The 14,500-nt window shown below is 69.1% G+C and carries 13 protein-coding genes; 6 read left to right on the top strand and 7 right to left on the bottom strand.

Going from position 1 to position 14,500, the window contains the following annotated elements:
- Entirely contained in the window at window positions 1-204 is a 204-nt protein-coding gene (gene cspE, locus AB4Z09_RS19945) for a transcription antiterminator/RNA stability regulator CspE (protein WP_031940068.1), read from the bottom strand.
- A 323-nt stretch (window positions 205-527) separates the two neighbouring features.
- Here cspE and AB4Z09_RS19940 point away from each other — a divergent pair, with 323 nt between their 5' ends.
- Genes AB4Z09_RS19940 through AB4Z09_RS19930 form a run of 3 tightly spaced genes read left to right on the top strand, consistent with a single transcriptional unit; the run spans window position 528 to window position 3,927 of the window.
- Entirely contained in the window at window positions 528-737 is a 210-nt protein-coding gene (locus AB4Z09_RS19940; RefSeq protein ID WP_429516617.1) for a heavy-metal-associated domain-containing protein, read from the top strand.
- 8 nt (window positions 738-745) lie between these two features.
- Window positions 746-1,657: a hypothetical protein gene (locus tag AB4Z09_RS19935; protein WP_442240524.1), complete on the top strand. Its 912-nt coding sequence runs from the start codon at window positions 746-748 to the stop codon at window positions 1,655-1,657.
- Window positions 1,657-3,927 carry a heavy metal translocating P-type ATPase gene (locus tag AB4Z09_RS19930; protein ID WP_442240523.1) on the top strand — a complete coding sequence of 757 codons (2,271 nt, stop codon included), beginning with the start codon at window positions 1,657-1,659 and terminating at the stop codon, window positions 3,925-3,927. Before AB4Z09_RS19935 ends, AB4Z09_RS19930 begins: the two co-directional genes overlap by 1 nt.
- A 68-nt stretch (window positions 3,928-3,995) precedes the next feature.
- Here the strand turns inward: AB4Z09_RS19930 and AB4Z09_RS19925 are convergent, their stop codons facing one another.
- From AB4Z09_RS19925 to AB4Z09_RS19905, 5 genes are all read right to left on the bottom strand, one after another.
- The gene (locus AB4Z09_RS19925) at window positions 3,996-5,597 is read right to left on the bottom strand and encodes an ABC transporter substrate-binding protein (RefSeq protein WP_442240522.1); all 1,602 of its coding nucleotides are present in this window, start codon (window positions 5,595-5,597) and stop codon (window positions 3,996-3,998) included.
- 181 nt (window positions 5,598-5,778) lie between these two features.
- Window positions 5,779-6,399, bottom strand: coding sequence for an LppU family putative lipoprotein (lppU, locus tag AB4Z09_RS19920; protein ID WP_254622836.1), 621 nt, complete (start codon window positions 6,397-6,399; stop codon window positions 5,779-5,781).
- Between the two features lie 168 nt (window positions 6,400-6,567).
- A complete protein-coding gene (gene rsmA / locus AB4Z09_RS19915; RefSeq protein ID WP_442240521.1) occupies window positions 6,568-7,461 on the bottom strand; it encodes a 16S rRNA (adenine(1518)-N(6)/adenine(1519)-N(6))-dimethyltransferase RsmA in 894 nt (297 codons plus the stop codon).
- A gap of 29 nt (window positions 7,462-7,490) precedes the next feature.
- A complete protein-coding gene (locus AB4Z09_RS19910) occupies window positions 7,491-8,618 on the bottom strand; it encodes a transglycosylase family protein (protein ID WP_442240520.1) in 1,128 nt (375 codons plus the stop codon).
- A 9-nt stretch (window positions 8,619-8,627) separates the two neighbouring features.
- Window positions 8,628-9,755, bottom strand: a complete 1,128-nt coding sequence (locus AB4Z09_RS19905; protein WP_442240519.1) for a transglycosylase family protein — start codon at window positions 9,753-9,755, stop codon at window positions 8,628-8,630.
- 201 nt (window positions 9,756-9,956) lie between these two features.
- Between AB4Z09_RS19905 and AB4Z09_RS19900 the strand changes: the two genes are divergently transcribed.
- Complete coding sequence (locus AB4Z09_RS19900; RefSeq protein WP_442240518.1) at window positions 9,957-10,961, top strand: pirin family protein; 1,005 nt, start codon at window positions 9,957-9,959, stop codon at window positions 10,959-10,961.
- A 70-nt stretch (window positions 10,962-11,031) separates the two neighbouring features.
- On the opposite strand, the gene AB4Z09_RS19895 is transcribed toward AB4Z09_RS19900, so the two are convergent.
- On the bottom strand, window positions 11,032-11,871 hold the full coding sequence (locus AB4Z09_RS19895) for a TatD family hydrolase (RefSeq protein ID WP_442240517.1): 840 nt from the start codon (window positions 11,869-11,871) through the stop codon (window positions 11,032-11,034).
- Window positions 11,872-11,891: 20 nt separating this feature from the next.
- Between AB4Z09_RS19895 and metG the strand changes: the two genes are divergently transcribed.
- Window positions 11,892-13,487, top strand: a complete 1,596-nt coding sequence (gene metG / locus AB4Z09_RS19890) for a methionine--tRNA ligase (RefSeq protein WP_442240516.1) — start codon at window positions 11,892-11,894, stop codon at window positions 13,485-13,487.
- 43 nt (window positions 13,488-13,530) lie between these two features.
- Window positions 13,531-14,500, top strand: a 970-nt coding sequence (locus tag AB4Z09_RS19885; protein ID WP_442240515.1) for a DUF2786 domain-containing protein, incomplete at its 3' end; no start/stop codon positions are given.

Raw genomic sequence — 14,500 nt, 5'->3', positions numbered from 1 at the left:
TCAGACAGCGGTGACGTCGGTGGCCTGCGGGCCCTTGTTGCCCTGGCCGACCTCGAAGCGCACGCGCTGGTTCTCTTCCAGGGTGCGGAAGCCGTTGGTCTGAATGGCCGAGTAGTGGACGAAGACGTCGGCGGAGCCGTCGTCGGGCGCGATGAAGCCGAAGCCCTTTTCAGCGTTGAACCACTTCACGGTGCCTTCTGCCATGTTTCTTTCTCTCCTCTTACACAGTGCAAACTCGGGAAACTCCAGGTCAGGGGTTCCCGGGCCGGTGTTACTCGGCGGCTACGTCGCTCTCAGGAGAGAACTCGTCCGCCCGCAACTTCAGGATTTGCGAGCGTGGACTAACACAAACACAAAAACTACGACCGCCATCAGTCAACCACAACCAGCGCCGATACGCATCGGCTCGGCCCAGACGTGTCGCACATCTCGAATCAGCCCCTTGTCATCCATACCCCCTGGGGGTACCTTTCGAACTGTTCGACCAATACCCACAGGGGGTAGTGGTACCACAGAGGGAGACCACCATGAGCACCGCCGAATACACCGTCACGGGCATGACCTGCGGACACTGCGTCTCCTCGGTCAAGGAGGAGGTCGGCGCGATCGACGGCGTCTCCGACGTCGCCGTCGATCTGTCCTCGGGCCGCCTCACCGTCACGTCCGCCGCCCCGCTCGCCGACGCCGTGGTCACCGCCGCGGTCGAGGAAGCGGGATACGCAGCCCAGCCGATCTGAGGAATCCGATGCGCACGTCCACCACGCTCATCACCTACGCCGGGGGTCTCGCGGTCGTCTTCGCTGCGGCCCTCGGCGTGGGGACCGTCACGGGAAGCCCGATCGACATGACGAGCACACACACCGGCGGCCACGCGGCCGCCGACACCGAATCGGCGCCGAGCCTCCCCGCGGGGTTGCAGGTCTCGCAGGACGGCTACACCCTCGGCGAGATCGCCTCTCCCACCCGCGCCGGTGAAGCCGGCGCGCTCAGCTTCCGTATCGAGGACGCCGACGGCGCCCCGGTCACCGAGTACGACGACCTGCACGAGAAGCAGCTCCACCTGATCGTCGTCCGCTCGGACACCAGCGAGTTCCGGCACGTCCATCCCACGCTCGGCGCCGACGGCACATGGTCGACGGACTGGACGTGGCCGACCGGAGGCACGTATCGCGTGTTCACCGACTTCCAGGCGAGCGGCGCCCCCGCACAGTTGACACTGGGGCGGGACGTCGACGTCGCCGGCGAACTGCAGCCGGCGCCGCTGCCGACCGCGTCGCGCGCCGCGACCGTCGACGGCTACACGGTGACCCTGGACGGCGACCTCACCACCGCGGGCGGCCCGCTGACGCTGACCGTCACGCAAGACGGCGTCCCCGTCACCCACCTCGATCCGTACCTCGGCGCCTACGGCCACCTGGTCGCGCTGCGCACCGGCGACCTCGCCTACTTGCACGTGCATCCCGAGGGCGAACCCGGCGACGGCGTCACCGCGTCCGGCCCGGACGTGACATTCCACGCGCAAGCCCCGAGCAGCGGCACCTACCGGTTGTTCCTCGACTTCCAGCACGAGGGCACCGTCCACACCGCCGAGTTCACCGTGCCGGTAGGCGCCAGCGAGCCCGCACCCACAACCGACGGCCACGAAGGAGGGCACTGATGACTACGGCAGATCTCGCAACCGGCCGTGACGGCACCGTCGAACTCGCTATCGGCGGCATGACATGTGCGTCGTGCGCCGCGCGAATCGAGAAGCGCCTCAACAAGATCGAGGGCGTCACCGCAACCGTCAACTACGCCACCGAGAAGGCCAAGGTGACCTTCGACGGCTCGGTCAGCACCGACGATCTGGTCGGCGCGGTCGAGAAGGCGGGCTACACCGCGACGCTGCCGACTCCCCCGACCTCCGACGGATCCGGGCCGGCGGAGGATCCGAGTCATAGCGCGGGCGACCGCGAACTGGATTCGCTGCGCACCCGACTGATCGTCTCCGCCGTGCTGTCGGTCCCCGTGATCGCGATGGCGATGATCCCGGCCCTGCAGTTCACCAACTGGCAATGGCTCTCGCTGACCCTGGCGGCGCCGGTGATCGTGTGGGCGGGACTGCCGTTCCACCGCGCCGCCTGGACCAACCTTCGCCACGGCGCCGCGACGATGGACACGCTGATCTCGCTCGGCACCGCGGCGGCCTTCCTCTGGTCGCTGTACGCACTGTTCTTCGGCACCGCCGGCACCCCCGGCATGACGCACGCCTTCGAGCTGACCATAGGCCGGATGGACGGCGCCGCGAACATCTATCTCGAGGTCGCGGCCGGTGTCATCACGTTCGTCCTCGCCGGACGGTACTTCGAGGCCAAGTCCAAGCGAACCGCCGGAGCCGCGCTGCGCGCCCTGCTCGAGCTGGGCGCGAAGGAGGTCTCGGTACTGCGCGACGGTGTCGAATCCCGCATCCCCGCTGAACAATTGCGTGTCGACGACCTGTTCGTCGTCCGCCCGGGAGTGAAGGTCGCGACCGACGGCATCGTCGTGGAGGGCAGCTCCGCGGTCGACATGAGCATGCTCACCGGCGAGTCGGTACCCGTGGAGGTGGGGGCGGGCGACGACGTCGTCGGCGCCACCGTCAACGCCGGCGGACGCCTCGTGGTGCGCGCCCGCCGCGTCGGCAGTGACACCCAGCTCGCGCAGATGGCCGCCCTCGTCGAGGACGCGCAGAACGGCAAGGCCGACGTCCAGCGGCTCGCCGACCGCATCGCCGGCGTGTTCGTTCCGATCGCGATCGCGATTTCCGTTGCCGCCCTGGGCTACTGGATCGGTACCGGCAACCCGCTGCAGGTGGCGTTCACCGCGGCCGTCGCGGTGCTCATCATCGCGTGCCCGTGCGCCCTGGGCCTGGCGACGCCGACGGCGCTGCTGGTCGGCACCGGCCGCGGAGCCCAACTGGGCGTGCTGATCAAGGGACCCGAGGTCCTCGAGACCACCCGCGGTGTCGACACGATCGTGCTCGACAAGACCGGCACCGTCACCACCGGCAAGATGACCCTCGTCGACGTGGTGACCGCCGACGGCGTCGACCGCGACGAGGCCCTGCGTCTGGTGGGTGCGCTCGAGAACGCGTCCGAGCACCCGATCGCACAGGCGGTCGCCGCCGGTGCCGCCGATGCGGTCGGAACCCTGCCCGGCGTAGAGGATTTCGTCAACGTCGAAGGCAAGGGCGTGCAGGGCGTCGTCGACGGTCACGCCGTGGTCGCCGGACGCGAGAGCCTGCTCGCCGACTGGTCGCTGCACCTGTCTGAGGATCTCGCAGAAGCGAAGCAGAGTGCGGAGAAACTGGGAAAGACCGCGATCGCGGCCGGCTGGGACGGACAGGCTCGCGCCGTGTTCGTGGTCGCCGACGCGGTCAAGGACACCAGCGCCGACGCGATCCGGCGGTTCAAGGAGTTGGGGCTGACCCCGGTCCTGCTCACCGGCGACAACGAGACGGTGGCCCGCACGGTCGCCGCACAGGTCGGCATCGACACCGTCATCGCCGAGGTACTGCCCGGCGACAAGGTGGACGCCATCAAGGACCTGCAGGCGCGCGGCAAGGTGGTCGCGATGGTCGGCGACGGCGTCAACGACGCCGCAGCACTCGCCCAGGCCGACCTGGGTCTGGCAATGGGCACCGGCACCGACGTCGCGATCGAGGCCAGCGACATCACCCTCGTGCGCGGCGACCTGCGATCTGCCGCCGACGCGATCGAGTTGTCCCGCAGGACCCTCGGCACCATCAAGGGAAACCTGTTCTGGGCCTTCGCCTACAACGCGGCGGCGATCCCGCTGGCCGCGGCAGGCCTGCTGAACCCGATGCTCGCCGGTGCCGCGATGGCGTTCTCGAGCGTCTTCGTGGTCAGCAACAGCCTGCGGCTGCGACGGTTCCGTCCGTCGAGCTGAACGCACCCGCCCACGACAGGGGCCCGGCGCCGTCATCGAGACGCGCCGGGCCCCTTGGCCGTCGGAGGTCAGCCTCGCCAGGCCTTGTCGAGCAGCATGATGCCGGTGGCGGTCGGGACCACCCCGTGCACGTCCTTCTGCCAGGACACGTAGATCATGACCGAACTGGTCGGCACGCTCGGCATCGTCTCGTTCCACTCCGTCTGGATCTCGCCCAGCACGCCCCGGATCTCATCGTCGCCGTCCGCGGCCTGCAACTTGTCGAGAAGCGCATCCATGGCCGGGTTCGAGTAGCCGGAGAAGTTCGACGTGGAACTGCCGTCCAGCGTCGTCTGCAGGCCCAGGAACGGAATCGACTCGTAAAGACCGATTCCCGCGTGTGCCATGTCGTAGTCGTGCTGGACGTACACCTGCTTGACGATGTCGCCCGCGTTGTTCGCGTTGATGATGTTCACGGTGAAGCCCACCGCCTGCAGCAGCGACTGCACCGCGAGGCCGATCGCCTGCTCGTTCGGCACCTGCAGCACGACGTAATCGAGGCGGCCGTCGTAGCCGTCAGCCTTCGCCTCGTCGAGCAGCTTGCGTGCAGCATCCGGGTCGTACGGCAGGGCATCCACGTCGGTGGCCCACCGCGAACGCTCGTCGAACAACGCCTTGCCCGGCAGACCCAGACCGTCGTCGCCGCGCTGGCCGACGAGCTCCGGATCGATCGCGAGCGCGATCGCCTTGCGCACCCGGACATCCGCGCCGGGGCGGCCCTCGCGGTTGTTCACGAGTTCGGCGCCGCCGCTGTCGAGGATGCTGAAGTAGCCGGGGTAACCGGCGTCGATCGCGTCGTAGATGGCCGACGGGTTACCGCGCAGGAAGCCGATGTCGATGCCGTTCGTCTTCATCGACTCGAGGTTCTCGCGCGAACCGCTGAGCGCGACGAACTTCAGCTTCTCGGCGCTCGGCTTGCCGTTCCAGTAATCGGCGCGCGCGGTGAGCACCCGCTCCTCGTTGGGGGTGTAGCGCTCGAGCACGAACGGGCCGGCACCGATCGGCTTGAAGGCCTCGCCCTCACCGGCGCCGGGGGCGACGATCATGCCGTGCCCCAGCGCGAGCATCGACGGGAAGGTCGGCCACGCGGTGCGGAGGCGGAACTCGACAGTCTGCGGATCCACCGCCGTCGTCGATTCGACAGCCTCGAGCCACACGGCGGCACCGTTGCCGCGGCCGTTGTTGTATCGGTCGATGCTGGCCACCACCGCGTTCGCGTCGAGTGGCGTGCCATCGCTGAACGTCACGCCCGGACGCAACTTCAGCGTCCACACCGTGCCGGCGTCGTTCGCCGTCAACGACTGCGCCAGCCGCGGCTCGTACTCGTTGCTGTCTCCGTCGTAGCGCAGCAGCACGTCGTAGACCGCCGCCAGTTCGTCGCCGCCGCTTCCGCCACGGGCCGCGGTCTTCGTCGGGTCCAGGACCGCCGCGAGCGCCTGCACGCTGAACGTCAGCTGCGCCACCGACCCCGTGGTGTCCGAGGCCTGCTCCCCGACCATGCCCACCGCGGGTGGGGTTCGGGTGTCGCCGCTCTCGCCGCTGCTCTCCGCACTCGCACAGCCCGCGAGAGCGAGCGCACCCACAACCAACACCGCTGTCAGGCTCTTGCCGAACCTCGTCCTGCTACCCACGCACCCTCCAGTCACCCAGGTGTGACGCCCGCCACACATTGGCGCAGACGTTAACCGGTGACGGAACGCACGGAATGCCCGTTCCCATTGAGTGAGAATTTGCCTCGAGCTGGAACTTCGACCGTGTCAGCGACGCCGGCCGGATTCCCGACAGACCCGGCCGGCCGTCACGGAACCCGCCCTACGGGCGCACCGTCTCCGTGCACACCGTGAACAGTCGCTCGTCGTGGACGAAGCCGCCCTCCGAGCACTGGTCGACATCCGTCGCGCCCTCGATGATCTCCACCGCGCGCTCGACGCTCACGGCCGTCGAGTCGTCGCAGTCGACACGCTGCGGTTCGTCCTCGCCGTCCGGCAGACTCATGCATCCGCCGATCACCCAGTCGATGTCGAGGCACAGCGCCCCACGCTCGCTGCCCCACTTGGTCTCGTAGTACACCTGGTCGACGTCCGACGCGCACTGCGCGTTCTTCGCCGCCTTGGCGACCACCCGGTAGTTGGATTGCTCGCTGCCGCAGACTGCTTCGTCGATGGTCGCGTCGTCCGTGGTCCCCCCGAGCCGCACGCAGTCGCCGATCTCGACGTCGATGTCGACCGACCCACCGCGGTCGCTACCCTGCTGACCAGCCACCGATGTCGGGGCCGAGACCGAGGTCGAAGCCACCGTCGAGGACGTGGCGTCGGCAGCAGCAGCGCTGCCCTCGACCGAGGATCCACATCCAGCCACCGTCAACGCCGCAAGCGCGACCACGACAGCACCGGACCGCCGCACTACCGCCCGAATTCCCTTGTTCACAACCACATTCCTCGAAGCAATCGATTGTCCGGGAGCAATTTCCCGGTGGCCCGACGGGCCGGACCACCGTTGCATTCTGTCCCACTGGACTGGACGCCGCGAAAACAGACCGACCGATCGCCCGAAACGGTGCCGCCAATCACGCTCCGGAGCAGACCGGTCCGCGTGGGCTGGTCAGGGCTGCACGGATGCCAACCGCACGAACGCGGCAGCGTCGAGCTTCTCACCGCGCGTGGAGGGCTCGATGCCGGCGGCGACGAGGCGTCGCTCGGCCTCGGCGGGCGATCCGGCCCAGCCGGCCAGCGCCGCGCGGAGCGTCTTGCGGCGCTGCGCGAATGCCGCATCGATGACCGCGAAGACCTTGCGACGGTGGTCGGCGTCGATCGGCCACGGCGCGTTCTCGTAGCGGTCCACCCGCACCAGACCGGACTCGACCTGCGGCACCGGCCAGAACACCGCGCGACCGACGTGTCCGGCGCGCCGGACGGTACCGAAGAAGTTGGCCTTCACACTCGGCACGCCGTACACCTTGTTGCCCGGAACCGCCGCGAGACGGTCCGCGACCTCGGACTGCACCATCACCAACGCGGTACRCAGGCTCGGAAACTCCGCGAACAGGTGCAGCAGCACTGGAACGGCGACGTTGTAGGGCAGATTCGCGACCAGCGCGGTGGGCTCGCCCGGCACCTCGTCGGGCATCACGCGCATCGCGTCGGCGCCGACGACCGACAGCCGGTCCGCCAACTCGGGCGCGCGGTCCGCGACCGTCGCGGGCAGCCGCGCCGCCAGCTTGGGGTCGATCTCGACGGCGATCACCTTGTCGACCACGTCGAGCAGCGCCAGCGTCAGCGATCCCAGACCCGGACCGACCTCGAGCACGGTGTCCTGCGGGCCGACGCCGGCGGTCGTGACGATGCGACGCACCGTGTTGGCGTCGTGCACGAAGTTCTGACCGAGCTGCTTGGTGGGGCGCACCCCGAACTCTTCGGCGAGGGCGCGGACCTCGGCGGGGCCCAGGAGGGCAGCCTGGCCTCGTGGGCGAATGGGGGGCGGCACGGCGTCTGACACCTGAAGAACCTAACGCACGCGGGTCGCGATCAACGCAGGCCCAGCTTGCTGGTACACGACGGCCACGCACCCCAGCCCTGCGTCGCCTGTGTGCGGCTGGCGATCGCGATCTGCTCCTCGCGGGTCGCGAGGTCGGCGCGCGGCGCGTACTTGAGGCCGCCCTGCCGCTCCCACGTGTTCTGGTCGAACTGGACGCCACCGTAGAAGCCGTTACCAGTGTTGATGGCCCAGTTGCCCGTGGCCTCGCACTGTGCGAGCGCGTCCCACGTCGCGCCGTTCTCCACCGGCGGCACCTCGGTGCCCGGCTTGGCGCCCACCCGCACCACCTTGGGCTGGGCCGGCACCGTCACCGTCGCGGACACGCGCTCGCGACCCGTCTCGTTGCCGTTGACCAAGTTGACCGTGTACGTGACGTCCTGCACCCCGGCGACACCCGGGTTCTCCACGACCGTGCGGCTCATGTTCATCGTCGGGTCCTCGATGCGCTGCTCCGGCGGCGCGACCGGCTCGGTGACCACGCGTTCCTCGACACGACCCCGGGTGACCGTGATCTCCATACCCTCCGCGAGCGGGGTATCCGCGGACGGCATGACGGTGTCGGCCTGCTCGAGCGGGGTTCCGTTCGCGGCGAGGAACTCCCCCACCGTCGGCGCCGCCAGGCGGACCTCGGCGGGCGCGGACGCGCCGTCGACCAGGCGCACGGTCCGCGGATTCAGCACATCGATGTCGGCGCCGTCGAGCGGCAGACGCTGCGCGCGGGACGCCGAGACGTGCACGTCACCCGCGAGCCGGAACTGGTTGAGCGCCTCGTCCACCGTCAGCGCGGTGGTCCAGACGGTACGGGGCTCGCCGTCGACGGTCAGCATCACCTCGCGGCCGCGGCGCAACACCACGGTGTCGCCGTCGTGGAGACCCGATTCCGCCGCGGGGGCGACCACATCGTGCTCGCCCAGCGAGTAGCCGGCGGCCGCAAGCGCACCGTTGACATCGGACGACATCGTGCCCACGCTGACCAGTTCACCGTCGACGTCGACGGTGACCGTCTTGTGCTGCGCGATGGCGATCCCGCCACCGGCCGTGAGGGTCACGAGGGTCGCTGCCACCACGCCGTACAGCATGGGTGAGCGACTCGAGTTGATCTTCGACAGCGGTGACATCGGGATTCCTTACCGGAGACCTAGTTTGCTGGTGCACGACGGCCAGGCACCCCAGCCCTGCGCGGCCTGAACCTTCTCGGCGACCGCGATCTGCTGTTCGCGTGTCGCGCGGTCGGCCGTCGGCGCATACTGCGTGCCGCCGTACGCCGCCCACGTGCTCTGACTGAACTGGAGGCCGCCGTAGTAGCCGTTGCCGGTGTTGATCGCCCAGTTGCCCGTGGCCTCGCACTGTGCGATCGCGTCCCACGTGGATCCGTTGCTGACGGCCGGGACGGTGGGCACGGGCTTGGTGCCCACTCGGAGAACCGTCGGGGCGGGCTCGCGGACGACGGCGGACGACAACTCCTGGCGGCCGGTTTCGACCCCGTTGACGGTCTGGACGGTCACGGTCACCGTGCGCTCGCCCGGCACACCGTGGTTGTCCACCGCGGTCTTGCCCTCGGTGAGCTGTGGATCGTCGACCCGGTGCTCCGGCGCGGCGATGGGCTGCGTCTCGGTGCGGGTCTCGGTGCGGCTGCGGGTGACGACGATCTCGAGCCCGTCTGCGAGCGGGGTCTCGGGTGCCGGAACGACACTGTCGGCCTGCTCGAGCGTCGCATTGGTGGCGGCCAGGAACTCACCCACCGTGGGCGCCGCGACGCGGACCTCGGCCGGCGGCGCACCACCGTCGGAGATCTTCACGGTCTTGGCGTTGACCACGTCGAGCTCGACACCCTCGAGCGGGATCCGCTGACCGCGCGACGCCGACACGTACGCGTCCCCGGCGAGCGCGAGCTGACGCATCGCGTCGTCGACGGTCAGCGCCGTCGACCACACCGTGCGGCGCTCACCGTCGACCGTCAACACGATCTCGCGGGCGCGGCGCAGGACGACGGTGTCGCCGTCGGACAGCTTGGCGTCCGGGCCCGGCGCGACGACGTCGTGCTCACCGAGCGGGTAACCCGCACTGTCCAGAACCGACCCGACCTCGGAGCGCAGCGTGCTGAGCGCGATCGTCTCGCCGTCGACGTCCAGCGTGACCTTCTTGTGCTGCGTGACGACCAGTCCGCCACCTACGAGCAGGGTCGCGAAGAGAGCGGCGACCACGACGTAGAGAAGAGGCGACTTGGCGGTGTTGATCCGAGCAAAAGGCGACACGAGGAGTCCCAAGGCTGACGACAGGTTCGATCACAGCACGGTAACGGCGAGGCTGTGATCTGGCAACTACAACGTGTCGATCAGCACATACGCTGCGACAATCATCTCGGAATCGCCGCTGGTCGATCACGAATCGGTCACGGGCCCAGAGGAAAAGAATGTCCGCCCGGGCGTGTTGCCGCCGCGTGGGAGGGTGGTTCCATGAGCAATGTCGAAACCCAGCCCGTCGAGATCGAGTGCGAGCACGGCCCCGATGCACCGGGGTCCGCGGGCCGTCCTCTGCTCGAGGTCATCTCCTCCCGCGAGGTGCCGCTGGGCGGGCCGCGCGCGATGCCGGTGCGCCGCACCCTGCCGCAGCGTGCGCGGTCGCTGATCGGCGCCTGGTGCTTCGCCGACCATTACGGCCCCGACGACGTCGCGCTCACCGGCGGCATGGACGTCGCGCCGCACCCGCACACCGGGCTGCAGACCGTCAGCTGGCTGTTCACCGGCGAGATCGAGCATCGCGACAGCAAGGGCGTGCACGCGATGGTCCGCCCCGGCGAGGTCAACCTGATGACCGGCGGCCACGGCATCTGTCACTCGGAGGTCTCCACCCCGGAGACGACGATCCTGCACGGCGTCCAGCTGTGGGTGGCCCTGCCCGACGCGGCCCGCGACGCGCCCCGCAACTTCGAGCACTACGTACCGCCGGTCGTGTCCGTCGACGGCGGGTCGGCTCGGGTCTTCCTCGGCTCGGTGGCCGGTTCGTCGTCACCGGTGCACACCTTCACTCCGCTGCTCGGCGCGGAACTGACGCTCGAACCGCGGGCCTCGGTCCGGCTGGACGTGGATCCGACGTTCGAGCACGGCGTCCTGGTCGACACCGGATCGGTGCGGCTCGAGGACATCGACGGTGTCGATCTTGCCCGCGCCGACCTCGGCTACGCCGGCATCGGGGCGTCGCAGCTGACCCTGACGAACCTCACCGACGAACCAGCCCGCGTCGTGCTGCTCGGCGGCGAGCCGTTCGGCGAGGAGATCGTGATGTGGTGGAACTTCGTCGGCCGCAGCCACGAGGAGATCGAGGCGTTCCTCGACGCGTGGCAGGCCGAGGCCGAGCGGTTCGGCGCGGTGCAGGGCTACACCGGCGACGTGGCGCGGCTGCCGGCACCACCGCTGCCGAACGCGCGGATCAAGCCCCGGACGAATCCGCCGTCGGCCTGAGTGACCATTCCTCGGCCCGGGTGCGCGGGATCCCGCGCACCCGGGTCGGGAGTGGGCGCTGCGGCCGAGGTCAGTCGCGGGCCGGCAGGCGGTAGACGCGCTCGGCCGTCACGGTCGACGACTTGGCCAGCTCCGCCGGATCCTCGCCGCGCAGCTCCGCGAGCGCGCGGACCGTGTACGGCAGGCAGTACGACTGATTGGGTGCACCGCGGAACGGGTGCGGCGTGAGGAACGGCGCGTCGGTCTCGACGATCAGCTGTCCGGCGGGGACGAGCGGCGCCGCCTCACGCAGCGCCTTCGCGTTCTTGAAGCTCACCGTGCCGGAGAAGCTCAGCACGTAGCCGGCGTCGACGCAGGCCCGCGCCATCGTGGCGTCGGACGAGAAACAGTGGAAGATCACCGTCTCCGGCGCACCCTCGTCGTGCAGGACGCGCAGCAGGTCGGTGTCGGCGTCCCGGTTGTGGATCATCAGCGGCTTGCCGAGCCGCTTCGCGAGGTCGATGTGCCAGCGGAAGCCGTCTTCCTGTTCCTCGACGGTGGCGCAGCCGTCGAGCTTGCCGGGCCAGTACAGGTCCAACCCGGTCTCACCGACCGCGACGACGCGCGGATCGGACGCCAGACGCTCGATCTCCGCCTTGGTGGCGTCGTCGAGGACGTTGGCACGCGTGGGGTGGATCGCGACGGCGGCGAAAACACGGTCGTCCCAGTTCGCGGCGTCGACCGCGAACTTCGCGGCGTCCAGGTCGTCGGCCACCGTGACCACCCGCTCGACACCGACCGACGCCGCGCGGTCGACGATCTCGCGCACGCTCGCGGCGTCCGTCGCGCCGCACGCATCGAGGTGGGTGTGGGCGTCGACGAGTGGAAAAAGCGGCTCGGGCAGGTCCGGGGCGGGACGATCCTTACTCACGTCGATAGAGTAGGCGCACCATGACTGTGCCTTCCTCGCCTACTCCGCCGGCCGGGCCTGCCCAGCCCTCCCGGATCCCGTTCTATCTGACGACCGCGATCGCGTACCCCAACGGCGCCCCGCACATCGGGCACGCCTACGAGTACATCTCGTCGGACGCGATCGCGCGCTTCAAGCGTCTCGACGGATTCGACGTGTTCTTCATGACCGGCACGGACGAACACGGTCTGAAGATGCAGCAGACTGCGGCCAAGGAAGGCATCGACGTCCGCGACCTCGCCGCGCGCAACTCGGATGTCTTCCAGACCATGGACAAGGTCCTGGGCATCTCGTACGACCGGTTCATCCGGACCACGGACGCCGACCACCTCGAGGCCAGCAAGGCGATCTGGGAGCGGATGAAGGCGTCCGGCGATATCTACCTCGACACGTACTCGGGCTGGTACTCGGTGCGCGACGAGGCGTTCTTCTCCGAGGACGAGACGACCCTCCAGGCGGACGGCACCCGCATCGCCACCGAGACCGGCACGCCGGTCGAGTGGACCGAGGAGTCGAACTACACGTTCCGCCTCTCGAAGTACCAGGACCGACTCCTCGCCCACTACGAGGAGAACCCCGACTTCATCGCACCGTCCACCCGCCGCAACGAGATCCTCAGCTTCGTCAAGAGCGGACTCAAGGACCTGTCCATCTCGCGCACGACGTTCGACTGGGGCGTGCCGGTGCCCGGCGACCCCGAGCACGTCATGTACGTGTGGGTGGACGCGCTCACCAACTACCTCACCGGCGCGGGATTCCCGAACACCGATTCGGACGAGTTCCGGAAGTACTGGCCGGCGAACCTGCACATCATCGGCAAGGACATCACGCGGTTCCACACCGTGTACTGGCCGGCGTTCCTGATGTCCGCAGGTGTGGAGCTGCCGCAGCGCGTCTTCGTGCACGGCTTCCTCTACAACAAGGGCGAGAAGATGTCGAAGTCTGTCGGCAACGTCGTCGACCCGCTCGCGATGGTGGAGCAGTACGGCCTCGACGCAGTCCGCTTCTTCCTGCTGCGCGAGATCTCCTACGGCCAGGACGGCAGCTACAGCCACGAGGCCATCGTGACCCGCATGAACACCGACCTCGCGAACGAGCTCGGCAACCTGGCACAGCGCTCACTGTCGATGGTCGCCAAGAACTGCGATGCCCAGGTGCCGACGCCGGGTGAACTCACCGACGACGATCGTGCGCTGCTCGCGCAGGCCGACGCGCTGCTCGCGAAGGTCCGCGCCGAGTTCGACGTGCAGGCGCTGCACCTCGGGCTCGAGGCGATCTGGCACGTGCTCGGCGAAACCAACCGGTACTTCTCGCAGCAGGAACCGTGGGTGCTGCGCAAGACCGATCCCGCTCGGATGGCCACGGTCCTGTACGTCACCCTCGAAGTGGTCCGCATCGTCGGCATCCTCGTCCAGCCGGTGATGCCGGGCTCGGCCGAGAAGATCCTCGACCTCCTGGGGCAGACGCCCGAGGCGCGCACGTTCACCGACCTCGAGACCCGCATCGTCGCAGGTACGCCGCTCCCGAAGCCGGTCGGCGTGTTCCCGCGATACGTCGAGGAGACGGTCGAGGAGTAGCGCCCACCGAAAGTTGTCGGCCCCCTGGTGCACACTGCACGCCATGGGGAGCAATAGAACATACTTTCGAACGCAGGACCGCCTGGCCGGCGACTGCATGCCTCCACGGCAGCGGTCGGCGGCCGGGCTGATCACGGCACTCGCGGACGCGTACGAGCGCGGCTGGCAGCCCGCGGACGTCATGCACGTGACACGTCGGGCCCTCGGCTCCGGCGCCGTGCCCACGGCCGCCGCGGCCGTGCTCTACCAGGCACGCGCGACGGACGTCGACGGCCGCGCGCCGCGCGAGTGGCGGGCACAGCTCGAGCAGATCGCCGACCGCGAATCCGAAGCGGGGCGATTCGCTGCCGGACTCCCGGCCTACTGCGACCCCGACGAGTTCGCGACGGCGCTGGACGCGGTGGGCTGGCAGATCGGGGTGCGCGAGTGGGTCGCGCTCACGGTGCAGTGGCTCGAACTCCCCCGCCTGACCCGGCTGTGCGATCCGCCGTCGACGTGGCCGCGTGCCGGCACCCGACCCGAGACCACGGATGTGGTGGACGACGCACGGTGCGCGGACCCGAAGGTACTCAACAGGATCCGCGGGCTGCTGGCCAAGGCGGAGGCCACCGATTTCGTCGAGGAGGCCGAGACGTTCACCGCCAAGGCCCAGGCCCTCATGACCCGGTACGCGATCAACTCGGCCCTGCTGCAGGGAACCGGGCCGACCGACGGTGCGAATACCGCGGTCTCGAGCCGCCGCATCCACCTCGACAACCCGTATGTCCGAGAAAAGGTCCACCTCCTCACCGCGATCGGCGAGGCCAACCGGTCGCGGACGGTGTGGTTCGACAGGTTCGCGATCGCGACCGTCGTCGGCAGCCCGCTCGACCTCGAGCAGGTCGACCTGCTGTTCACGTCCCTGCTGATCCAGGCCACCCGGGCGATGCAGTCGGCGGGTGCGCGCGACGCTGACGACGCCAAGGGCTCGCGCACCACGTCCTTCCGCAAGGCATTCCTGTTCGGGTTCGCGG

Source organism: Rhodococcus sp. TAF43 (genome assembly GCF_052113525.1).
GTDB lineage: Bacteria > Actinomycetota > Actinomycetes > Mycobacteriales > Mycobacteriaceae > Prescottella.
This window is presented reverse-complemented; position numbering and strand designations above follow the sequence as displayed.